At 67.0% G+C, this 21,981-nt stretch carries 19 protein-coding genes; 13 read left to right on the top strand and 6 right to left on the bottom strand.

Annotated features, from left to right (window positions below; translation table 11 throughout):
- The first annotated feature begins 10 nt into the window (after positions 1–10).
- Positions 11–1,369 (top strand): glutamine synthetase family protein, encoded by a 1,359-nt coding sequence (locus tag ACJH6I_RS21500; protein WP_318985510.1) that lies wholly within the window; start codon positions 11–13, stop codon positions 1,367–1,369.
- A gap of 4 nt (positions 1,370–1,373) precedes the next feature.
- Here ACJH6I_RS21500 and ACJH6I_RS21495 read toward each other — a convergent pair whose 3' ends face one another.
- On the bottom strand, positions 1,374–2,090 hold the full coding sequence (locus ACJH6I_RS21495; protein ID WP_318985509.1) for a hypothetical protein: 717 nt from the start codon (positions 2,088–2,090) through the stop codon (positions 1,374–1,376).
- A gap of 121 nt (positions 2,091–2,211) precedes the next feature.
- Between ACJH6I_RS21495 and holA the strand changes: the two genes are divergently transcribed.
- Positions 2,212–3,153 (top strand): DNA polymerase III subunit delta, encoded by a 942-nt coding sequence (gene holA, locus ACJH6I_RS21490; RefSeq protein WP_346414477.1) that lies wholly within the window; start codon positions 2,212–2,214, stop codon positions 3,151–3,153.
- A 65-nt stretch (positions 3,154–3,218) separates the two neighbouring features.
- On the opposite strand, the gene rpsT is transcribed toward holA, so the two are convergent.
- Complete coding sequence (rpsT, locus tag ACJH6I_RS21485; RefSeq protein ID WP_020102146.1) at positions 3,219–3,479, bottom strand: 30S ribosomal protein S20; 261 nt, start codon at positions 3,477–3,479, stop codon at positions 3,219–3,221.
- A 228-nt stretch (positions 3,480–3,707) separates the two neighbouring features.
- Here rpsT and ACJH6I_RS21480 point away from each other — a divergent pair, with 228 nt between their 5' ends.
- The 5 genes from ACJH6I_RS21480 (at position 3,708) to ACJH6I_RS21460 (ending at position 8,433) form a co-directional block, all read left to right on the top strand.
- Positions 3,708–5,363: a circularly permuted type 2 ATP-grasp protein gene (locus tag ACJH6I_RS21480; RefSeq protein WP_346414390.1), complete on the top strand. Its 1,656-nt coding sequence runs from the start codon at positions 3,708–3,710 to the stop codon at positions 5,361–5,363.
- The gene (locus ACJH6I_RS21475) at positions 5,363–6,334 is read left to right on the top strand and encodes an alpha-E domain-containing protein (RefSeq protein WP_346414391.1); all 972 of its coding nucleotides are present in this window, start codon (positions 5,363–5,365) and stop codon (positions 6,332–6,334) included. The genes ACJH6I_RS21480 and ACJH6I_RS21475 overlap by 1 nt, the downstream gene beginning before the upstream one ends.
- A gap of 1 nt (position 6,335) precedes the next feature.
- Positions 6,336–7,175 carry a transglutaminase family protein gene (locus ACJH6I_RS21470; protein WP_064986590.1) on the top strand — a complete coding sequence of 280 codons (840 nt, stop codon included), beginning with the start codon at positions 6,336–6,338 and terminating at the stop codon, positions 7,173–7,175.
- Positions 7,176–7,242: 67 nt separating this feature from the next.
- Positions 7,243–7,674 carry a CBS domain-containing protein gene (locus tag ACJH6I_RS21465; protein WP_064860038.1) on the top strand — a complete coding sequence of 144 codons (432 nt, stop codon included), beginning with the start codon at positions 7,243–7,245 and terminating at the stop codon, positions 7,672–7,674.
- A gap of 150 nt (positions 7,675–7,824) precedes the next feature.
- Positions 7,825–8,433, top strand: coding sequence for a GNAT family N-acetyltransferase (locus tag ACJH6I_RS21460; protein WP_318985507.1), 609 nt, complete (start codon positions 7,825–7,827; stop codon positions 8,431–8,433).
- A gap of 131 nt (positions 8,434–8,564) precedes the next feature.
- Here ACJH6I_RS21460 and ACJH6I_RS21455 read toward each other — a convergent pair whose 3' ends face one another.
- Positions 8,565–9,179: a type II toxin-antitoxin system PemK/MazF family toxin gene (locus ACJH6I_RS21455; RefSeq protein ID WP_318985506.1), complete on the bottom strand. Its 615-nt coding sequence runs from the start codon at positions 9,177–9,179 to the stop codon at positions 8,565–8,567.
- A 94-nt stretch (positions 9,180–9,273) separates the two neighbouring features.
- Between ACJH6I_RS21455 and lepA the strand changes: the two genes are divergently transcribed.
- The 6 genes from lepA (at position 9,274) to ACJH6I_RS21425 (ending at position 17,777) form a co-directional block, all read left to right on the top strand.
- Complete coding sequence (gene lepA, locus ACJH6I_RS21450) at positions 9,274–11,121, top strand: translation elongation factor 4 (RefSeq protein ID WP_318985671.1); 1,848 nt, start codon at positions 9,274–9,276, stop codon at positions 11,119–11,121.
- Positions 11,122–11,239: 118 nt separating this feature from the next.
- Positions 11,240–12,532: an NtaA/DmoA family FMN-dependent monooxygenase gene (locus ACJH6I_RS21445; protein ID WP_318985505.1), complete on the top strand. Its 1,293-nt coding sequence runs from the start codon at positions 11,240–11,242 to the stop codon at positions 12,530–12,532.
- Positions 12,529–13,911, top strand: a complete 1,383-nt coding sequence (locus ACJH6I_RS21440; RefSeq protein ID WP_318985504.1) for an LLM class flavin-dependent oxidoreductase — start codon at positions 12,529–12,531, stop codon at positions 13,909–13,911. The genes ACJH6I_RS21445 and ACJH6I_RS21440 overlap by 4 nt, the downstream gene beginning before the upstream one ends.
- A 109-nt stretch (positions 13,912–14,020) precedes the next feature.
- A complete protein-coding gene (locus ACJH6I_RS21435) occupies positions 14,021–15,568 on the top strand; it encodes an APC family permease (protein WP_318985503.1) in 1,548 nt (515 codons plus the stop codon).
- Positions 15,569–15,588: 20 nt separating this feature from the next.
- A complete protein-coding gene (locus ACJH6I_RS21430; protein ID WP_406784464.1) occupies positions 15,589–16,560 on the top strand; it encodes a GNAT family N-acetyltransferase in 972 nt (323 codons plus the stop codon).
- Positions 16,557–17,777, top strand: a complete 1,221-nt coding sequence (locus ACJH6I_RS21425; RefSeq protein WP_318985501.1) for an acyl-CoA dehydrogenase family protein — start codon at positions 16,557–16,559, stop codon at positions 17,775–17,777. The genes ACJH6I_RS21430 and ACJH6I_RS21425 overlap by 4 nt, the downstream gene beginning before the upstream one ends.
- A gap of 18 nt (positions 17,778–17,795) precedes the next feature.
- Here ACJH6I_RS21425 and mddA read toward each other — a convergent pair whose 3' ends face one another.
- The 3 genes from mddA to ACJH6I_RS21410 all read right to left on the bottom strand — a co-directional run bounded on the left by mddA (position 17,796) and on the right by ACJH6I_RS21410 (position 21,590).
- Complete coding sequence (gene mddA / locus ACJH6I_RS21420) at positions 17,796–18,557, bottom strand: methanethiol S-methyltransferase (protein ID WP_406784463.1); 762 nt, start codon at positions 18,555–18,557, stop codon at positions 17,796–17,798.
- Positions 18,558–18,856: 299 nt separating this feature from the next.
- Positions 18,857–20,680 carry a family 2A encapsulin nanocompartment cargo protein cysteine desulfurase gene (locus tag ACJH6I_RS21415; RefSeq protein ID WP_318985499.1) on the bottom strand — a complete coding sequence of 608 codons (1,824 nt, stop codon included), beginning with the start codon at positions 20,678–20,680 and terminating at the stop codon, positions 18,857–18,859.
- Positions 20,667–21,590 (bottom strand): family 2A encapsulin nanocompartment shell protein, encoded by a 924-nt coding sequence (locus ACJH6I_RS21410; RefSeq protein WP_064860926.1) that lies wholly within the window; start codon positions 21,588–21,590, stop codon positions 20,667–20,669. Before ACJH6I_RS21410 ends, ACJH6I_RS21415 begins: the two co-directional genes overlap by 14 nt.
- Between the last annotated feature and the right edge of the window lie 391 nt (positions 21,591–21,981).

Here is a 21,981-nt window from a genome sequence, read left to right as displayed (position 1 = left end):
AATTATTGACGTGGATGACGATCCGGCCGGGTCCGTGGCAGCGGCAGTTGCGGCGCTCGAAGCGGCGGGCGTCGGGACCCTGATCGGCACCGTGGTCAATGCCGCAGGCCTGACACAGGTCAAGGTGGTTCCGCTGAACCGGGTGGCGGTTTTCGCCGAGCATGGGTTGGGTACCAGCCCGACGTGGCACGTCTTCGCCATCGACCAGGCCGGCATCGTGGTGAGCGATGAGATCGGTGTGGTCGGGGACCGGCTGGTCCGTGTTGACCTGACGGGGCGGGCCCTCTTGGGGGACGGCCTCGCCTGGGCGCCAGGTGCGTTCTTCACCCAGGACGGCAACGCGGACCCGTACTGCGGTCGCGCTGTGCTGCAACGGGTTACGCAGCGATTGGCCGCGGCCGGGCTGACGGCCGTGGTCGGGCACGAGGTGGAGTTCGTGCTCGTCGGCTCCGACGGCGCGCAGCTGCCGGCCAACCTGTGGGCGCAGTATGGGCTGGCCGGCGTGCTCGAATTCGAGGGTTTCGTCCGGGACGTGATGGACGCGGCCGCCGCCGCAGGGTTGTCGATCGAACAGTTCCATCCCGAGTACGGAGCCAACCAATTCGAATTCTCGCTGTTGCCCCGCGATCCGGTGGCCGCCGCGGACCAGCTGGTGCTCGCGCGCGTCATCATCAGCCGCGTCGCCCGCCGCCACGGCCTGCGCGTCAGCCTGTCTCCGGTGCCGTTCGCCGGCAGTGTGGGTTCCGGTGCACATCAACACTTTTCACTGAATCGTGACAGTGTGCCGGTGTTCTCCGGTGGCTCAGGGGAGCGCGGTATGACCGATGCCGGCGAGTCGGCCATAGCGGGGCTGCTAGCCGGTCTGCCTGACGCGCAGGGCGTGCTGTGTGGCTCGATCGTGTCCGGTCTGCGAATCCAGCCGGGAAGTTGGTCCGGCGCCACCGTCTGCTGGGGCACCGAGAACCGGGAGGCCGCCGTGCGCTTCGTCAGCGCCGAGTCCGGAAATCCGCATGGCGCCAACGTCGAGGTCAAGATCGTCGACCCGTCGGCCAATCCGTACCTGGCGTCGGCGACCATCCTCGGCCTGGCGCTCGACGGCATCACCCGCGAACTGCCGCTGCCGCCCGAGGTCACCGTCGACCCCGGGTCCCTGAAGCAAGCCCAGCGCGAGCACGCCGGCGTGGTGACGCTGCCGGCGAAGCAGCCCGAGGTGCTCGATGCGCTGCGGCACAGCGCCGTGGTCCGCGACATCCTCGGGGACGCGCCGATCGACGCCGTGCTGGGTGTGCGCGGCTACGAACAGCAGAACTACGGCGGCCTGTCCGACACCGAACTGGCCGAGAAGTTCCGGCTGGCGTGGAGTGTGTGAGGGTTCAGTTGTCCAACGGCCCGGTGAGGAAGTCGTCCAGCGCTTCACCGAACGGCGCGATTTCGAAGTCAGGTTCGTAGTAGGTGATTGCTTGTCCTGCTGGGAGATCCGGAGAGACATACAGGGCAGTTTCGTCATTGACGCCGGTGAGGAATATCAAGCGTTGGGTGCCGGGGAACGGCACGTCTTCGAACCATTCGATGATCTCGTTGGTGTCGGGCGGCTGAAACCAGCGGGCTGCGAGTGTGACCATGCCAGACGGCGAAACCAATCCGTTGGACTCGCCGTCGAATGTGGCGTAGCCGGCGTGAACCTGGCGTAGGAATGTTTGTACCGGCGTGGGGAGGGTTGCGAAGAAGGGGGGGTCGATGTCTCCGAAGGTGCGAGGATCATCACCCGCCCATACACGTAGTTCTCCTTCGTCGGTGCGCAGGACGTAGTCGAGAGAGGGTGCGCTGTAGTACCTGTGCTTGGCCACTCGCACGTCGACGAGCGCAGTCTGCAGCGAGTGCGCATAGCGCGGGATTAATGCGAGGAAGTCCGCGTTCCACAATTCCAGGGCCGCGTGTTTCCGTTCGTCGGGGTCAGTAGATTCGGCCACGGGCCACCAGGCTTCGGGAATGAGCTGCCGCGTCGTTGCCCCTGGTTCAAGAATCCGAACCTCGCTCAATTGCCAGTCCGCGACTGCGGCAATGAGAGTTTCCTCATCGATGCCAGTCATGGTCCCCTCCCTGGCATCACCAATCGCGCATTGCAACCCTAACCCGGTATTCGCAACCCGCACTGCGCTGATTGTCTGCCCGCCATGAAACGATCAACGGGTGAGTGGATCGACCGAGGCGTTGCATCTGGTGTTGGGCGACGAGGAACTGCTGGTCGAGCGGGCGGTGGCGGACGTACTGCGGAACGCGCGCAAGCAGGCCGGCAACGACAACGTGCCGGTCGACCGGCTGCGGGCCGGTGACGTGTCCACCAGCGAGCTCGCCGAGCTGCTGAGCCCGTCGCTGTTCGCCGAGGAACGTGTGGTGGTCCTCGAGTCTGCCGCCGAAGCCGGCAAGGACGCCGTCGCCCTCATCGCCGACGCGGCAGCCGACCTGCCGGGCGGCACCATGCTCGTCGTCGTGCACTCCGGTGGTGGCCGCGCGAAGGCGCTGGCCGATCAGCTGAAAAAGCTTGGCGCCGAGGTACATCCGTGCGCGAAGATCACCAAGGCCGCCGAGCGCGCCGACTTCGTGCGCAAGGAATTCCGGTCGTTGAAGGTGAAGGTCGGTGACGACGCCATCAATGCCGTGCTCGACTCGGTCGGATCGGACATCCGCGAACTGGCGGCGGCGTGCTCGCAGCTGGTGGCCGACACGGGCGGTCAGATCGATGCGGCGGCGGTACGGCGCTACCACTCCGGTAAGGCGGAGGTGAACGGGTTCGACATCGCGGACAAGGCGGTTTCGGGCGATGTCAGTGGTGTCGCCGAGGCGTTGCGCTGGGCGATGGCCGGCGGCGTGCCGCACGTGGTGCTGGCCGATGCGCTGGCCGAGGCCGTGCACTCGATTGCGCGGGTCGGCGGTCAGTCCGGTGACCCCTACCGGTTGGCGGGGGAGTTGGGGATGCCGCCGTGGCGCGTGCAGAAGGCGCAGAAGCAGGCGCGGCGCTGGAACCGGGACACCGTGGCCGAGGCACTGCGGGTGGTGGCGGCGCTGAACGCCGACGTCAAGGGTGTGGCGGCCAACGCCGACTACGCGCTGGAGTCGGCGGTGCGGCGCGTCGCCGAGTTGGCCGACAGCTAGTCCGGACACAACAAAACCGCGGCCCGGTGAACGGGCCGCGGTTTCGCGAAAGCTACCGGCTCAGATCAGAGCTTGTTGAAGGCCAGGGTCAGCGCCGACTTCTTGTTGGCGGCCTGGTTCTTGTGGATGACACCCTTGGTGGCGGCCTTGTCCAGCTTGCGGTTGGTGGCGACGAGCAGCTCGCCGGCCTTTTCCTTCTCGCCCGCCTCGACGGCCTCACGGAAACCGCGGATGGCCGTACGCAGCGCCGACTTCACCGACTGGTTGCGCAGACGTGCACGCTCGTTGGTGCGGATGCGCTTTTCCTGCGACTTGATGTTGGCCACGCGTGTCGTTCCTTCTAAATCTCAATTTGGGCATGCACGGGGACGAGCATGCTCGGTCTTAAGTCTGCGCTCTTCGCCCGTCAACGGGCAGCGACTGTTCAGGTTACCAGCGTCCATGCGAAAACCCCAAAGCGCGGCATGCGCGCACTGGCCGGCGACGACCCCGAGCATATCCGTGAATGCCAAGTTGCCCTGCCGAAACTGCCAGGTTGATGCAGCATGTCTGCCATGAGCCCACGGACATCGCACAGTGGTCCCGCGCGGACGCGGCCGACCTCCCCAGGGAATCGCTACGACGGTGTGTTCGACGGCTACGACGACGTCGACAGTTATGCCGCCGCGTACGACGAGATGTTCGACGCCCAGGGTGCCGTCCGGGGTCTCTACAAGGGCGTCTTCGCCGAATTGGCGCCATCGGACACGTCCGAGCTGGCAGCCCGGTCGGAAGCGCTCGGCCGCGCGTTCACCGACCAGGGCATCACATTCTCGCTGTCCGGTCAGGAGCGGCCGTTTCCGCTGGACCTGGTGCCCAGGGTCATCTCGGCCGCCGAGTGGTCGAAGCTGGAAAAGGGCATCAAGCAGCGGGTCAAGGCGCTCGAGATGTACCTCGACGACGTCTACGGCGACCAGGAAATCCTGCGCGACGGGGTCATCCCGCGCCGGCTGGTGACCTCGTGCGAGCACTTCCACCGCGAGGCCGCCGGGATCGTCCCGCCCAACGGCGTCCGCATCCACGTCGCGGGCATCGACCTGATCCGGGACGACAAGGGCGACTTCCGGGTGCTCGAGGACAACCTGCGCTCGCCGTCGGGGGTGTCCTACGTGATGGAGAACCGGCGCACCATGGCCCGCGTCTTCCCCAACCTCTTCGCGACGCACCGGGTGCGGGCGGTCGGTGACTACTCGTCGCACCTGCTGCGGGCGCTGCGCAACGCGGCGGCGTCGAACGAAGCGGACCCGACTGTGGTGGTCCTCACCCCGGGCGTCTACAACTCGGCCTACTTCGAGCACTCGCTGCTGGCCCGGCAGATGGGCGTCGAGCTGGTCGAGGGCCGTGATCTGTTCTGTCGCGACAACGTCGTCTACATGCGGACCACCGAAGGCGAGCGCCAGGTGGACGTCATCTACCGCCGCATCGACGACATGTTCCTCGACCCCATGCAGTTCCGGCCCGACACGGTGCTCGGCGTCGCCGGGCTGCTCAACGCGGCCCGCGCGGGCAACGTCGTCATCTCCAGCGCCGTGGGCAACGGTGTCGGCGACGACAAGCTCGTCTACACCTACGTGCCGACCATCATCGAGTACTACCTGGGCGAGAAGCCTCTGCTGGCGAACGTCGACACCTACCGCTGTTGGCTCGAGGACGAATGCGAGGAAGTGCTCGACCGCATCCGCGAGCTGGTGATCAAGCCCGTCGAGGGCTCGGGCGGCTACGGCATCGTCTTCGGACCGGACGCCTCCGAGAAGGAGATCGCCGCGATCTCGAAGAAGGTCCGCGCCGACCCGCGCGGGTGGATCGCCCAGCCCGTCGTGCAGCTGTCGACGGTGCCGACGCGCATCGGCGACAAGCTGGCACCCCGGCACGTCGATCTGCGGCCCTTCGCGGTCAACGACGGTGACGACGTCTGGGTGCTGCCCGGCGGCCTGACCCGCGTCGCCCTGCCGGAGGGCTCGCTGGTCGTCAACTCCAGCCAAGGTGGCGGCTCGAAGGACACCTGGGTGCTGGCGTCGCGGGCGTCGACCGCCACCCACGAGCTCGGCGCCGCCGAAGTCGTCCGCTCCCTGCCGTCCGCCGGCCAGGCCGCCGACGAGGGACCCCCACAGCAGGCCGTCCAGACTGCCCATCAACAGCAGCAGCAACAGCAACAGGCGGTGATGTACTGATGTTGGCGCGCAACGCGGAATCGCTGTACTGGATCGGCCGCTACGTCGAGCGGGCCGACGACACCGCCCGCATCCTGGACGTCACCGTGCACCAGCTGTTGGAGGACTCGAGCGTCGACCCCGACCTGGCGTCGCGAACGTTGTTGCGGGTCCTCGGGATCGAGCCGCCGGCGGCACCGCTGGACATGTGGTCGCTGACCGACCTCGTCGCGTTCGGCCGCGGTGACGCGCAGAACTCGATCGTCGAGTCGATCTCGGCGGCGCGTGAAAACGCCCGCGGCGCACGCGAAGTCACGTCCACCGAGATGTGGGAGTGCCTCAACACCACCTACAACGCCCTCGCCGAGCGGGAGCGGGCCGCCAGAAGGCTTGGGCCGCACGAGTTCCTGAGCTTCGTGGAAGGGCGCGCCGCGATGTTCGCGGGCCTGGCCGACTCGACGCTGTCGCGCGACGACGGCTACCGCTTCATGATGCTGGGCCGGGCGATCGAGCGTGTCGACATGACCGTGCGCCTGCTGCTGGCCCGCGTCGGTGACAGTGCGTCGTCGCCGGCGTGGGTGACGGTGCTGCGCTCGGCCGGTGCCCACGACACCTACCTGCGGACCTACCGCGGCGTGCTCGATGCCGGCCGGGTCGTCGAATTCATGTTGCTGGACAGGCTGTTTCCGCGGTCGGTGTTCTATTCGCTGCGATTGGCCGAGCGGCATCTGGACGAACTGCACAACCGGCCGCATGACCGGATCGGTGCCACCGGCGAGGCGCAGCGCCTGCTCGGCCGGGCGCGCAGCGAATTGGAGTTCCTGCAGCCGGGCCTGCTGCTGGACTCCCTGGAGGATCGCCTGGCGGGTCTGCAACGCAGCTGCCGGGAAATCGGAGAAGCATTGGCGCTGGAGTACTTTCACGCGGCGCCGTGGGTCGCATGGACGGACGCGGGCCACCCGGTATCGGTTATCGAAGAAGGTGAAATCTGATATGTGGCGGCTCAGAGTTGTCCATGCCACCGGGTATGCCTACAAGTCGGCGGTGACGGCGTCGTTCAACGAGGCCCGTCTGACGCCGCGCTCGGACTCGCGGCAGAACGTCGTCCTCAATCGCGTCGAGACCACGCCGGCCACCCGCTCGTACCGGTACATCGACTACTGGGGCACCGCGGTGACGGCCTTCGATCTGCACGCACCGCACACCGAGTTGGAGGTGACGTCGTCCTCGGTCGTCGAGACCGACAAGGGCGAAATGCCCGCGGAACTCGTCACGTGGGACGACCTGGCAGGCGCCGGCGTGCGCGACCGGTTCGACGAGCTGCTCGTCCCGACCCGGTACACGCCGGTCAGCAAGCGGCTGCAGCGCGTCGGCCAGCGGATCATGAAGTACTACGACCCGCAGGAGGCCGTGATCGCCGCGGCGAACTGGGTCAACACCGAATTGGACTACGTGCCGGGCACCACGGGTGTGCACTCGTCCGGACTGGACGCGCTGCGTGAGGGCAAGGGCGTCTGTCAGGACTTCGCGCACCTGACGTTGATCCTGCTGCGCGGCATGGGGATTCCGGCCCGCTATGTGTCCGGTTACCTGCATCCGCAGCGCCGGGCGGAGGTCGGCGACACCATCGAAGGCCAGAGCCACGCGTGGGTGCAGGCCTGGACCGGCGGCTGGTGGGACTACGACCCGACCAACGACGTCGAGATCAACGAGCAGTACGTGACCGTCGCGGTGGGGCGGGACTATGCGGACGTCACCCCGCTGAAGGGCATCTACTCGGGCGAGGGTTCCACCGACCTGGACGTCGTCGTGGAAATCACCCGGCTCGCTTGACTTTCGCCGCGCACTCTCAGTCGCCGACTACCATGGATGTGAGGTGGATCACGATCGGAGGCGGGCGATGCGGATCGCGGACGTACTGAGCAACAAGGGTGCCGCGGTAGCGACCATCGCCCCGGAGACCACGGTGTCGCAACTCCTGGCCAGCCTCGCGGCGTTGAACATCGGTGCCATGGTGGTCGTCGGGGACGACGGATTGGCCGGCATCGTGTCCGAGCGCGACGTCGTGCGCGAGCTGCACAAGCGCGGCGGCGGCCTACTGGGCCAGCCGGTTTCGGAGATCATGACGACGGTCCTGGCGACGTGCACGCCGCGCGACACCGTCGACCACCTGGTGGTGCTGATGACGCAGAACCGGGTGCGGCACGTGCCCGTCCTCGACGACGGCCGGCTGGCCGGCATCGTCAGCATCGGCGACGTCGTCAAGACGCGGATGGAAGAGCTCGAGACCGAGCAGCAGCACCTGCAGGACTACATCACCCAGGGCGGCTGACTTTCCCGTCGCCACTTCCCGCGAGCGGCCGTGTCTGCACGGCGACACGCCGAGTTCGGCGGGCAATTCGGGGGCGCTCACCGGCGGCGAGCGGGCGTGAATTGTCGGCGACGCCTGCACCGGCGGGGCGATTCACGGCAAGCTGGCGGCATGCGTGAAATCCAGACCCGGGCGGCCACCCGTTCCGACATCGGCGGCTTGTCGCACACCCTTGCCCGCGCATTCGCCGACGACCCGGTGATGACGTGGATGCTGCCCGACGATGGGCTGCGCCGACGCCGGCTGCCACGCCTGTTCACGGCGCTCACCAAGTACCAGCACTTGGGCCACGGCGGCGTCGAGGTGGCCTTGTCGGGGGACGGCATCGGCGCGGCGGCGTTGTGGGATCCCCCGGGCAAGTGGCAGCAGACGCGCGGCGCCGAGCTGCGGGCCGTGCCCATGATGCTGTTGACGTTCGGCACCGCGGTGCTGCGCGGCCAGGCGGCCGCGGAGCTGATGAAGAAGCACCACCCGGAGGAGCCGCATTGGTACCTCGCGGTGATCGGCAGCGACCCGACGGTGCGCGGCGGCGGGTACGGGCAGGCCCTCATGCGGTCCCGGCTGGACCGCGTCGACGCCGAACATGCCCCGGCCTATCTGGAATCGAGCAACCCGGTGAACGTGCCGTACTACGAGCGCTTCGGGTTCGAGGTCACGGGCGAGATGACGCTGCCGAACGGCGGGCCGAGCCTGATTCCGATGTGGCGTCCGGCGCGCTGAGCCCGCTCAACGCGCGGTCAACGCACGCTCGACGGGCGCGAGCGGCCCCTGAGTGCACGCCAATAGCGGCGTGTCGCCGTACAAACACGGCCGCTCGCGGGAAGGGGGCTAGCGGGAGAGGGGGCTCGGGGCTAGCGCCAGGAGTAACTGGCGCGGAGGCGGGCGGCGATGATCTCGAACTTCTCGCGGTCGAGGATCGCGCCTTCGCGGCGGATGCCTTCCTCCGGCACGTCGAGCACGCGGTCGAGGCGCACCCAGCTGGCGCGACCTTCGTAGTCCCAGCTGCCTGATCCGATGCCCACCCAGTCGGCGTCGCCCTGGTGGCGGTCCTGGCTGGACAGCATCAGCCCCAGCAAGGTGCTGCGGTCGCGGCCCACGACCAGCACCGGACGGTCCTTGCCGCGCGTCGGGTCGTCTTCGTAGACGACCCAGGTCCAGACGATCTCGCCCGGGTCGGCCTGGCCGTCCAGGTCGGGGGAGTAGACGATGCGGCGGGCGCGGTGCGCGGTGGGGACGATGGTCTCGGTGATCGGGCGTCCGGCGGTGATGGCCGCCTGGGTTTCCGTCGGGACGGCGCCGAGCGCCGTCAGGCCCACCTCGATGCCGAACCGGATGCCCTGCTGAATGGTCCGGGACAGCCCGTCGGGCTGCTGCAAGGTGCGGATGAGCTTGGGCGCCTCGTTGAACACCAGTTGTTCCGCCAGACGCTGGAACGTCCTCCACTGCGACGCCATGGCATCGAGCATAGGGGAGTTTCCGGGCCGCGATTTAGTCGCCGGGGTCCTCGCTAGATACCCTGGTAGCCGCGCGTGATACGCGCAGACCCATCGTCACCAGGAGATTCCCATCAGCAGTTTCGCCGACAAGACGTTCACTGCGCCGGCGCAGATTCGGAACTTCTGCATCATCGCCCATATCGACCACGGCAAGTCCACCCTGGCCGACCGCATGCTGCAGCTCACCGGCGTCGTCGACGACCGGTCGATGCGCGCGCAGTACCTGGACCGCATGGACATCGAGCGTGAGCGCGGCATCACGATCAAGGCGCAGAACGTCCGGTTGCCCTGGAAGGTCGGTGACGAGGAGTTCGTCCTGCACCTGATCGACACCCCGGGCCACGTCGACTTCACCTACGAGGTGTCGCGCGCGCTGGAGGCCTGTGAGGGCGCCGTGCTGCTCGTCGACGCCGCGCAGGGCATCGAGGCGCAGACGCTGGCCAACCTGTACCTGGCGCTGGACCGCGATCTGACGATCATCCCCGTGCTCAACAAGATCGACCTGCCGGCCGCCGACCCGGACCGCTACGCGGGTGAGATCGCGCACATCATCGGCTGTGAGCCGTCGGACGTGCTGCGGGTGTCCGGCAAGACCGGTGAGGGCGTCAAGGAGCTGCTCGACGCCGTCGTCCGCCAGATTCCGGCACCGACCGGCGACCCGGATGCCCCGACCCGCGCGATGATCTTCGACTCGGTCTACGACATCTACCGCGGCGTGGTGACCTACGTCCGGGTGGTGGACGGCAAGATCGTCCCGCGCGAGAAGATCGCGATGATGTCGACCGGTGCGACGCACGAACTGCTCGAGGTCGGCATCGTGTCGCCCGAGCCCAAGGCCTCCGAGGGTCTCGGCGTCGGCGAGGTGGGTTACCTCATCACCGGCGTGAAGGACGTCCGTCAGTCCAAGGTCGGTGACACGGTGACGACGGCCCGCAAGGGCGCCACCGACGCGTTGACGGGCTACCGCGAGCCCAAGCCGATGGTCTACTCGGGCCTGTACCCCGTCGACGGGTCGGACTACCCGAACCTGCGCGATGCCCTCGACAAGCTCCAGCTCAACGACGCGGCTCTGACCTACGAGCCGGAAACCTCTGTGGCCCTTGGCTTCGGCTTCCGCTGCGGCTTCCTGGGTCTGCTGCACATGGAGATCACCCGCGAGCGCCTCGAGCGCGAGTTCAACCTGGACCTGATCTCCACGTCGCCCAACGTGGTCTACCGGGTGATCAAGGACGACAACACCGAGATGGTCGTCACCAACCCGTCGGACTGGCCGGAAGGCAAGGTGCGCAGCGTCTTCGAGCCCGTCGTGAAGACGACGGTGATCGCGCCCAGCGAGTTCATCGGCACCATCATGGAGCTCTGTCAGTCCCGCCGCGGTGAACTGCAGGGCATGGACTACCTGTCCCCGGAGCGCGTCGAGCTGCGCTACACCATGCCGCTCGGCGAGATCATCTTCGACTTCTTCGACTCGCTGAAGTCCCGCACGCGCGGCTACGCGTCGCTGGACTACGAGGAGGCCGGCGAACAGGAGGCCGATCTGGTGAAGGTCGACATCCTGCTGCAGGGCGAGGCCGTCGACGCGTTCAGCGCCATCGTGCACAAGGATTCGGCGTCGGCGTACGGCAACAAGATGACGACCAAGCTCAAGGAGCTGATCCCGCGTCAGCAGTTCGAGGTCCCGGTGCAGGCCGCGATCGGCTCGAGAATCATTGCGCGCGAGAACATCCGGGCCATACGCAAGGACGTGCTCTCCAAGTGCTACGGCGGTGACATCACCCGTAAGCGCAAGCTGCTCGAGAAGCAGAAGGAGGGCAAGAAGCGCATGAAAACCATTGGCCGAGTTGAGGTTCCGCAGGAGGCCTTCGTCGCCGCGTTATCAACTGATGCTGCCGGAGACAAGCCCAAGAAGTAGGGATTTGTGCACGATTTTCCGCGGTGACCGCGGAAAATCGTGCACAAATCGCGAGAGCTTCGCATCGTTCTGAGTGCAAACCTGGGTGCCGGGCGCATCGCGTCGTAGCTTGCACGGTGTGTCGAAAGAACTTCACCTTCTGGCCTTCGGCAACACCCGTTCTGCCGGTCCGTGGCGGCATCCCGAGGCGGACAACAGCACCGCGGGTGTGCGGCGCCGGCTCATCAAGCACGCGCAGCTGGCGGAAGCGGGCACCTTCGACGCACTGTTCTTCGCCGACGGGCTGAACTACGGGCCGCCGGCGACTTGGGCGTACAAGATTCCCGAGGATTTCGAACCACTCACCGCGCCATCCGCGCTGTCGTCGGTGACCGACCACATCGGTCTGGTGGTCACCGGCTCGGCAACGCTGCAGCATCCGTTCCACCTGGCGCGGCAGCTGCTTTCGCTCGATCACCTCAGCGGCGGGCGAGCCGGGTGGAATCTGGTCACCAGCTTCGCTCGCGCGGCCGCCGACAACTTCAGCGCGAACGGCGTCGTCGATCACGACGAGCGCTACGCGATCGCCGAAGAAGCGCTCGACGTGGTCCGCAAACTCTGGGACGGCTGGGGCGAGGACACCATCATCGAGGACCGGGCCGCGGGAGTGTTCCACGATGTCAACACGATTCGTGCGGCAGCTCATCACGGCAAGTACTTCGATGTGACGGGCCCGCTGGGCGCGTCGCGCTCCGCGCAGGGCCAGCCGGTGATCTTCCAGGCCGGAGCATCAACCACCGGGAGGACTTTCGCTGCCCAGCACGCCGAGGTCATCTTCACCAGCCACGGCAATCGCGAACGGGCGCAAGAGTTCTACCGGCAAATCCACCAGGAGGCCCGGCGTCTCGGCCGCCGCACACCACCGCTGATCACCCCGTCGTTCCGGTACGTCATCGGCTCGACCGAGGACGAGGCGCGCCGCGCCGAACGCGACGAGTACGAGTACTTCAGTCCCGAGTATCAAGCAGCCTGGCTGCTCGAGGTCGAAGTCGACGTCGTCGGCGCCGACCTCGACGGTCCCGTGCCCGCCTCGGCGTTCCCCGAATCGACGCAGACGCACCAGACTGCGCTGGCCGGATATCGCGCGCTGGCCGCGGAAAGCCCGACGGTGCGCGACTTCCTGTATCGCACCGTCAACGGCTGGGGTGCCGGCGTCGTCGGCACCCCGGAGCGCATCGCCGACGAACTCGAGGCGTGGTTCAGCGAGGGCGCCGCAGACGGTTTCGTCCTCCGCGACTCGGGATTGCCCGGTCAGGTCGAGTTGTTCGTCGATCAGGTGGTGCCGGTGCTGCGCAAGCGCGGCCTGTTCCGCCACGAGTACGCGGGCACGACGTTGCGATCGCATCTCGGGCTTGAGGTCCCCGCCCGATGACGGAGCCCTTCGTCCTGGCCGGTTTCACCATGTCGACGGTGTCGCACGGCAATTTCGGGATGTGGCGCCACCCGCAGGACCAGACGTCCCGGTACACCGACCTCCGGTACTGGGTGGAACTCGCGCAGCTCCTGGAGTCCGGCGGCTTCGACCTGCTCTTCATCGCCGACGCGGTCGGCCAGCTCGACGTCTTCGGTGGCAGCGCGCAGGCGGCACTCACCGGCGCGGTACAGACCCCGGTCACCGACCCACTGCTGGCGGTGTCGGCGATGGCGGCCGCCACCGAGCAGCTCGGCTTCGGCATCACGGTGTCCACCACGTACGAGAGTCCGTATCTGCTGGCGCGCAAGTTCAGTACGCTCGACCACCTCACCGGTGGGCGGATCGGGTGGAACATCGTCACCTCGCTGCTGGACAGCGCCGCCCGCAACATCATCGGCCGCGACCGGCAGATCCCGCACGATGAGCGGTACGCGATGGCGCAGGAATTCCTCGAGGTCACCTACAAGCTGTGGGAAGGGTCCTGGGAACCCGACGCGGTAGTGCGCGACCGTGATCGCGGCGTCTACACCGACGCCGACAAGGTGCACCCCATCGGGCATCGCGGCCGCTACTTCAGCGTGCCGGGTGCGCATCTGGTCGAACCGTCCCCGCAACGCACTCCCGTGTTGTTCCAGGCCGGAACATCGACGGCGGGAAGGGAATTCGCGGCGCGCAATGCCGAATTGGTGTTCGCCAGCGATCCCCGGCCGGAGGTGTTGCGTGCCAACATCGCCGACATCCGGCGCCGCGCAGTGCAATACGGACGGCGTCCGGACGCCATCAAGTTCCTGACCTCGGTCGAGATCGTCACCGGCAGCACCGATGCCGCCGCGCGGGCGAAGGCCGACGAACTGGCGCGCTACCACGATCTCGAAGCCGGTCTGGTGCTGCTGTCGGCGCTGTCGGGTGTCGACTGGTCCGGCTACGGCGTGGACCGGCCGATCGAACAGTTCGACACCGACGCGAGCCGGTCGATCCTGGCCGCCGTGGCTGATCCCGATGCCCGCCAGCGTCTTACGTTGCGTGACTATGCCGGTGGGCTCGGCGGCTTCGGGGGCGCGCTGTTCGTCGGCTCCGGCCGCACCGTCGCCGACGACCTGGAAAGTTACGCGGAGCGCGCGGGCGTCGACGGCTTCAACATCTCGTATCACATCACCCCCGGCAGCTTCGTCGATGTCGCCGAACACCTGATCCCCGAGCTGCGTCGGCGCGGTCGAGCGCGGGAAGCCGGTTCTTCGGAGACGCTGCGACAGCGGATTTTCGGCGGCGCGTCCGCGCTGCTGCCCGACGATCATCCCGGCGCCACGTTCCGGCACCAAAGAATCCCGTCGATTTGATCGCTGCCGTATCGACCGGGACTGAGAGAAAGTGAATATCACGTAATGGATCGGTAAATACCTGTGCGGCAACGCATTACGCGATACGCAGGGTGGAAAGGCAGGCAAGGTGTCCGCACCGAATCGCGTAGAACTGGCCGGTCGCGCACTGGCCTCCGCGCAAGGTCACGGTTTACAGAAGGACGCGCTGGGATTCTGGGGCGTCTTCGCGCAGGGCCTGGCGGCCGCCGCACCCAGTGTGGCGCTGGCGTCGGTGCCCTTCTCTCTTTTCGTGGCCGCCGGCAGCGGTGCCACCTGGGCGGTACTCGTCGGCTTGGCCATCACCGTGCTGATCGCCACCACCATCAGCTTCCAGGCCAAGCGCACCGTGTCGTCCGGCTCACTGGGCACCTACACCGGTAACGGGCTCGGCCCGGGATTCGCCTACACGGCCGGTTTCAGCCTGCTGATCGGATACATCGGCTTCGCCACCACCGGCACCCTGGGCGGCGTCGTCTACCTCGACTCGTTCCTGGAATCCATCGGATTGGGTTCGCAGGCAACGTGGTTCCGGCTGCTGCTGGTGGTGGTCATCGTCGGCGTCGCGACGTACCTGCCGTTCCGCGGAGCATCCATCGCAGCCAAGTACGAGTTGGTCTTCGAGCTGATCGCCATCGCGTCGATCCTGGTGATCATCGTCGCCTCGTATGTCGGCTATGGATTCCGCGTCGACTGGGAGCAGTGGAACCCGGCACACCTGGGCAGCAGTACCACTTTTATAGCCGCGGTATCGGCCGTCGGTTCATACGCCGGCTTCGAGAGTGTCGCGTCGCTCGGCGCCGAAGCCAAAGACGCCCACCGCAATATCGCCCGCTCCCTGCTGCGGGTAGTGCTGCTGCTGGGTGTGCTCTACGTCGTGTCGACCTATCCGCAGATCCTGCACTTCAACTCGATCGACGGTGACAAGGCGATCCTGCCGCAGCTCGCGGACTCCACCGGTGTGCACTGGGTGAACCAGGTCGTCAGCGCAACCGTGGCGATCGCGTTCATCGTCTTCGTCACCGCGGTGGCCACCGCCGCGGCACGGTCGCTGTTCACCTTCGCCCACGAGGGTGCGCTGCCGGCCGCGTTGACCAAGGTGCATCCCAAGTACAAGACGCCGTGGGTCGGCATCGCCTTCATCGGCGTGCTGTCCTTCGTCTTCTCGGTGGTGGCCACTGTGAGTTCGGCCGGCCGCGTGGTGTTCGACGTCTACGGCGCTTTCGTGGCCAATTGGGGATTCCTGGTCAGCTACCTGCTGGTCGTCGTCGCAACACCCATCTGGCTGTACAAGATTCGGGCCCTCACCCCGGTGCGGCTGGCCGTGTCCGTGGCCGCGACGCTGGCCATCGGGTACGTCATCTTCAGCAATTTCTATCCCGCACCGAAGTTCCCGTTCAACATCCTGCCGCTCATCTATGCGGGCATCCTGCTGGCCGGGCTGGCCTGGTACTGGTACCTCAAGCGCACCCGGCCTGAGGTGGCCCGTCGGATCGGCAGCATTCAGACCCTGTCCGAATCCGAGCAGCAGCGGCTGATCGACGAAGGCATCCTCGAGGTGCTCGATCACCGGGCCGAGCAGACGAGTGCCGATGACGATCGTGAGCCGGATCGCGACAAGGAACCGGTGGCGCCGTGACACTGGAAGCAGAACGCCGCGTGACAAGCTGGACGGTGACGCCCGCGACGCCGATCGACCATCCACAGATCGCCGATTTCCTGGCCACCACGGTCGGCATCGGTGGACGCAAGTTCGCGGCTGATTCCCGTGATATCGCCGAACAATTCGACGACGCCCTACCCGACGCGCTACTGGTGGTGCACGACGAAGCGCAGCGCGTCCGGGGCTACGCCGCATTGCACGAGCCGCACGGGCAGGCCCCGGAGTTCCTGGCGGACTTCGTCTTCGACCCGGCCACCGCGCACGACGTCGTCGACGCCACTGTGGCGGCGGTTCACGCCCGGTTCGAACGGGAAGCCGCCGTGATCCCGAAAGCGTTCCTGCGCAGCTTCATCGGGCCCACGCAGCAGACCGCCCTCGATGCGCTGATCCGACTCGGTGCCACCGAGGAAGGCCGCTTCATCCGGACCCGCAAGTCCCTCGACGACGAGGACGCCGAGCAGCTGCAGGCGCTGACGCTGCCCGGACTCACGTTGCTGAGCTGGCCGGAGGTGACCGAGCGGGGCCTGATCGAACAGGTGCGCAGCTTGCAGTTCGACACCTTCCTCGAGCACTTCGGCAACATGTCCAAGACGCCGGAGAGCTTCGCCCACCACATCGAGAGCCGTGCTTTCACACCGGATTTCAGTAACGCGGTGGTCAACGAAGCGGGCGAGGTGGTCGGGTACGTGCTGGGCTCGACCTACACCCACCTGATCGGCGACGTCGAGGAGCGCAGCGCGCACACCGACTACATCGGGGTGCGCGCAGACCAACGCAAGCGCGGAATCGGTGAATTCCTGCTGCGCAAGATCTGGCTGGCGGCGCTGCGCCGCGGCCTGTCGATCGCGTCGCTGGGCACCGATATCAACAACGCGAGCAAGGCACATCTGCTGTACGCCCGACTGGGATACGTCGCGGTCGAGCACCAGTCCGCGTACCGCATCGACTTCGAAGGATCCGCCAAATGAGTTCCACCGCAAACTATCTGCAGACTCCGACCGCCGATCTCGACGACCTACGGGCGCATTTCGCGCCGGTGTTCGCCAAGATCGCCGAGGCGAATCTGGACCGCGAACGTACGCGGACGTTTCCGCACGAGCAGGTGAGCCTGCTCAATGAAGCGGGGTTCGGTACGTTGCGAATCCCGGTGGACCGTGGCGGTTTCGGCGCCTCGCTGCAGCAGGTCTTCCTGCTGCTCGCCGACCTCGGGGAGGCCGATGCCAACGTCGCGCACATCTGGCGCAACCATCTGGCCTTCGTCGAGGACCGGCTGAACGCACCGGTATCCGACACCAATGACGTCTGGATCAACCGGTTCCGGGCCGGTGAATTCGTCGGCGGCGGCTGGACGGAGGCCAACAACGTCACGCTCGCCAACCTGGTCAGCACCGTCACCACCGAGGGCGACCACTACCGGGTGACGGGCACGAAATTCTATGCCACGGGCAGTCTTTACGCGGATTGGCTCGATGTGCTCGGCCGCGGTGATGACGGCGAACTGCTCACCGCACTGGTGCGCGCCGATGGCCCCGGCGTCACGCTGGTCGACGACTGGGACGGCTTCGGCCAGCGCACCACGGCCAGCGGGACCGCCCGCTATGAGCGGGTGCGGGCCGAACGCGGCGACGTGTTTCCGGCCGCCGAACGGTTCGCCTATCAGGGCCACTTCTACCAGATCGCGATGTTGTCGGTGCTGACCGGAATCACGCGGGCCGCGCTGCGCGACGGCTCGGTGGCTCTGGTCGGCCGCAAGCGCAACTACCCGCAGGGGCTGACCGAGGTGCCCGCGCAGGACGCACAGTTGTTGGCCGTCATCGGTGAGGTGTCGGCCGACGCGTTCGCGGCGGAAGCCGCGCTCGCCAAGGCCGGCGAGGCGCTGGACCGCATCGCCGGAGACGACGACGGCGCGCGGCTCCGCCTGGTCGCGGCGGAGGTGGCCGTGTCCCAGGCGCAGCTGGTGATCATCGCGGCCGCCCTGCGCGCGACCACGACGATCTTCGACGCGCTCGGTGCGTCCGGGGTGTCCGAAGTGCTTGGCCTGGACCGGCATTGGCGCAACGCCCGCACACTGGCCTCGCACAACCCGCGGGTGTACAAGGCGCGCATCCTCGGCGATCACCTGATCAACGGCACCGACCCGGTACCCGACTTCGCCGCGCTCGGGCGTGGGGGACAAGGCAATTAGGCGGCCTCCGCCATCGGGTCAGACCGCGTGACGCGGTCCTGCTGAGTGATGGTGCGGGTGTAGTCCCGGGATCATCATCGGCACCTCGGCGCGGTAGTCCCGGTACGGGGCTCCGAGGCCGGCCACCAGGTCGTGCTCCTCGAGCTGGATCGCGATCAGGATGTACCCGGTGGTGGCGAGCGAGAACAGCAGATGTCCCGCCGTCATCATCGGGGTGGCCCAGAACGCGATGATGAAGCCGACCATGATCGGGTGCCGCACCACGCGATAGAACATCGTGGTCCGGAAAGGCAAGTCCCGGTAGGGTTCTCCGCGCCACGCCAGATACACCTGGCGCAGCCCGAACAGATCGACGTGGCTGATCATGAACGTCGACATCAGCACGATCGCCCAGCCCACCCAGAACAGCGTGAGCAGCACGTAGCGCCCGGCCGGTGCGGTGACGTGCCAGACGACCTGTGGCATGGTCCGCCATTGCCAGTACAGCAAGCCCAGCAGCAGGCTCGACATCAGCACGTAGGTGCTGCGCTCGATGGCCTGCGGCACGACGCGCGTCCACATCCGTTTGAACGCCGGCCGGGCCATCACGCTGTGTTGCACCGCTAACAGCCCGAGCAGGATCAGGTTGACCACGACGGCCTCGCCGATCGACGCGGTTATGCCGTGGTCGACGGTGCGGGGTACCACCACGTTGCCCACGAAGCCGACGGCGTAGAGGAACGAGGCCAGGAACACCGCGTAACACAGCACGCCGTAACCAAGTGTCAGATAGCGCTTCATCCTGTCCTCCGATTCTCGGAATGATCCGGTGACGACGTCCGCACCGGTCGACTCGCACGCAGCGTCGGGGACGGCCCTAGGCGCGGCCTGGATGTCGGGAACGATTGGGCCCAACGAGAGGGGAGGGGCCGGCGGACTGCCGGTCCGTGACGTCACACCTGGTGCCGCAGCCCCTGGTCACTCTTCCAATATATACCGCAAACCCGCAGGTGGGTACGCCTTTCTCGAGCTGCCGCCAAAGCACAGATGCCCCTGACACGCCGGGCGTGTCAGGGGCATCTGCGTCTTGTTTGTGAGGGTTAGGGCGAGCCCTCCGCGATGCGGCGGACCGCATCGATGAACACGTCGATCTCCTCGAACGTGTTGTAGAACGCGAACGACGGACGCACCGTCGCCTCGAGTCCCAGGCGCCGCAGGATGGGCTGGGCGCAGTGGTGCCCGGCCCGCACCGCGATGCCTTCGGCGTTGAGCGCCTTGCCGACCTCGAGCGGCTCGTGCCCGGCCAACACGAAGGACAGCACGCTGGCCTTCTCGTCGGCCGTGCCGACCAGCCGCACTCCCGGAATGGCCGCCAACCGCGGGGTGGCGTATTCCAGCAGAGCGTGCTCGTAGGCCGCAATCCGTTCGATGCCAACACGTTCCACGTAGCGGATCGCCTCGCCGAGGCCGACCGCGTCGGCGATGTTGCCGGTGCCGGCCTCGAACTTGTTGGGCGGTCCCTGGAACACCGAACGCTCCAGCGTCACGTCGGCGATCATGTTGCCGCCGCCCTGCCACGGCGGGGTTTCGGCAAGCACGTCCTCGCGGCCGTACAGCACGCCGATGCCCGTCGGCCCGTAGATCTTGTGCCCGGAGAACACGAAGAAATCCGCGCCGAGTTCGGCCACGTCGATCGGGACGTGCGGGATGGACTGCGCCCCGTCGATCAGCACCCTGGCCCCGTAGCGGTGACCCAGCTCGACGATCGTCTTGACCGGCGTCACCGTGCCCAGCGCATTCGAAACCTGCGTGGCAGCAACCAGTTTCGTCCGCGGTCCCAACAGGTCCTCGAACTCGCTGAGCAGCAGGTTGCCGGCGTCGTCGACCGGGGCGACCTTGATGACCGCGCCCGTCTGCTTCGCGATCAGCTGCCACGGAACGATGTTGGCGTGGTGCTCCAGGTGGGTGATGACGATCTCGTCACCCGGGCCCAGGTGCTTGCCACCCCACGAGTACGCCACCAGGTTGATGGCCTCGGTCGTGCCGCGGACGAAGATGATCTCTTCGGTCTTCGACGCGCCGATGAACCGCCGGACCGCCTCGCGGGCATCCTCGTAGGCATCCGTGGCCCGTGCCGCCAGTTCATGCGCGGCCCGGTGGATGTTCGAGTTCTCGTGGGCGTAGAAGTACGCCAGCCGGTCGATGACCGACTGTGGCTTCTGCGTCGTGGCCGCGTTGTCGAACCAGATCAGCGGCTTGCCGTTGACCGTCTCCTTGAGGATCGGGAAGTCGGCCCGGATCGCGTTGACGTCGAAGACCTCGTGGTCGTCCGGCACCACCGGAACCGGTTCGGCAGCAACGGATTCTGTGGGTGGCTGGAGGAAGTAGTAGCTTCCCGCATCCTCCGAGGGAGCCGGTGCGCCGGACCAGTTCAGCTCCGGTACAGAGGGCACCGTGCCTGGCCAGGTCGGTGCCGAGCCCCTCGGCGCGACCGGAGCCGATGGCGGACCCGAAGCCAACACCCCCGGCACCGTCGGGACCAGACCCGACGGCACCGCGAACGACTCCAGCCCACCGAACGGTGCGACCGGGCTCACCGCGTTACCCCGCGGCGCGACCGGCGCCGTGCCCGGCGGAATCCCTTCCGGCCCAGGCGAAGTCGGGGCCGGCGCGAACAGCTCCGGCACCGAGACGAACTCGCCCGGCGTGCCCGGGTGGGCCAGACCGGCCGCGGTGGCAGCCGCCGACGTCCCGGTGGTCGCATCCCGGGCCACCCCGCGCGGCGCCACCTGTGTGGTCACCGGCGGGCTGTCCGGACCGGGGCGAAGGCTGGTGGCGTAGATCTGGCTGGCCAGTGCCGAGAGTTGGGCCTCGCTCAGTGCCGTTTGTTCGCTCCCGCTCAGTGGCAGATCACTTGTACTCATGGAAGTGGTCCACTCCGACGTCCTCGAGGACCGCCAGCGCATCGTCGGTGAGAACCGCCAGCGACGAGTACAGCGTGACCAGGTAGGACGCGATGGCCGACCGGTTGATGCCGGTGAAGCGGACCGACAGGCCCGGGGCCTGCTCGCCGACCAGACCCGGCTGGAACAGGCCGACCACGCCCTGACGCTCCTCGCCGGTGCGGACCAGGATGAACTTGGTTTTGCCGTCCACGACGGGCACCTTGTCCGACGGGATGATCGGGATGCCGCGCCAGGTGATGAACTGGGCGCCGAACAGGCTGACGACTGGTGGCGGCACGCCGCGACGGGTTGCTTCCCGGCCGAACGCCGCAACCCCGAGCGGGTTGGTCAGGAAGAAGGCGGGGGTCTTCCACACTTTGGTGATGAGTGAGTCGAGGTCATCTGGGGTGGGGGTGCCGCGCAGCGTCTGGATGGTCTGCTCGGGGGTGACCTGCGACAGCAACCCGTACTCCGGGTTGTTGATCAGCTCGGACTCCTGGCGTTCCTTGATGGTCTCGATGGTCAGGCGCAGCTGCTGGGCGACCTGGTCATGTGGGCTGGAGTAAAGGTCCGATACCCGGGTGTGGACGTCGAGCAGCGTCGAGATGGACCGCAGCGTGTACTCGCGCGGGCTGGTCTCGTAGTCGACGTAGGTCTCGGGCAGCGGATCCTCGGTACCCGAACCCTGCTCGGCAGCGATGGCGACCTGTTCGGGGTTCACCACGCGGTTGACGCGGTAGATGCCCGCCTCGACCGGTACCCAGCTCAGCAGGTGCAGCAGGAATCGCGGGGTGATGGTCGACAGTTGTGGAACTGTCTTGGTGGCATTGGCTAGCTGCCTTGCGGCGAGATCGCCGAGGGCCTGCGATTCGTTCTGCGCAGACGTCATGGGGGGCTACCTCCGACGGGTTGTGGTGGGGATGCGGCGGCCACGATACGGCTTTGCGGGGGTCTCCACAGGGTTAGCGCGCAGCGTGGTTGAAACCCGTTTGCCGTGACGAATTCGGCCGTGGCTTTTCTGCGTGAGTGCCGTATGGTAGGCGGCGTGACCCACGACGGAGAACTGCGCATGCCCATGCGGCGCTGCTTCGTCGTGCCGTGTTGTTGTTGTTGATTTTCTGACGCCGACCCTCTGCGTTCTGCCCGCCCATCTTCTGGCGGTGCACGTAAACGCGCTGTTCACAGCCTCCAGGAAAGCAACACTGGGCTTGACCCTGTTTGGTGGACACAGGGTCAGGCGGCTTGTGCCGTCTGATTGATCCGGTTTTCAAACTCGACGG

The sequence above is a fragment of the Mycobacterium sp. SMC-13 genome (genome assembly GCF_045311035.1).
Lineage (GTDB): Bacteria > Actinomycetota > Actinomycetes > Mycobacteriales > Mycobacteriaceae > Mycobacterium.
This window is presented reverse-complemented; position numbering and strand designations above follow the sequence as displayed.

Excerpts from the sequence above, each read along its gene's own strand:
- ACJH6I_RS21410 (WP_064860926.1), bottom strand. The coding sequence starts at position 21,590 with ATGACGTCTGCGCAGAACGAATCGCAGGCCCTCGGCGATCTCGCCGCA.
- ACJH6I_RS21465 (WP_064860038.1), top strand. The coding sequence starts at position 7,243 with ATGCGGATCGCGGACGTACTGAGCAACAAGGGTGCCGCGGTAGCGACC.
- ACJH6I_RS21460 (WP_318985507.1), top strand. The coding sequence starts at position 7,825 with ATGCGTGAAATCCAGACCCGGGCGGCCACCCGTTCCGACATCGGCGGC.
- ACJH6I_RS21475 (WP_346414391.1), top strand. The coding sequence starts at position 5,363 with ATGTTGGCGCGCAACGCGGAATCGCTGTACTGGATCGGCCGCTACGTC.
- ACJH6I_RS21440 (WP_318985504.1), top strand. The coding sequence starts at position 12,529 with ATGACGGAGCCCTTCGTCCTGGCCGGTTTCACCATGTCGACGGTGTCG.
- ACJH6I_RS21415 (WP_318985499.1), bottom strand. The coding sequence starts at position 20,680 with ATGAGTACAAGTGATCTGCCACTGAGCGGGAGCGAACAAACGGCACTG.
- ACJH6I_RS21425 (WP_318985501.1), top strand. The coding sequence starts at position 16,557 with ATGAGTTCCACCGCAAACTATCTGCAGACTCCGACCGCCGATCTCGAC.
- ACJH6I_RS21455 (WP_318985506.1), bottom strand. The coding sequence starts at position 9,179 with ATGCTCGATGCCATGGCGTCGCAGTGGAGGACGTTCCAGCGTCTGGCG.
- ACJH6I_RS21480 (WP_346414390.1), top strand. The coding sequence starts at position 3,708 with ATGAGCCCACGGACATCGCACAGTGGTCCCGCGCGGACGCGGCCGACC.
- ACJH6I_RS21495 (WP_318985509.1), bottom strand. The coding sequence starts at position 2,090 with ATGACTGGCATCGATGAGGAAACTCTCATTGCCGCAGTCGCGGACTGG.
- mddA (WP_406784463.1), bottom strand. The coding sequence starts at position 18,557 with ATGAAGCGCTATCTGACACTTGGTTACGGCGTGCTGTGTTACGCGGTG.
- ACJH6I_RS21470 (WP_064986590.1), top strand. The coding sequence starts at position 6,336 with ATGTGGCGGCTCAGAGTTGTCCATGCCACCGGGTATGCCTACAAGTCG.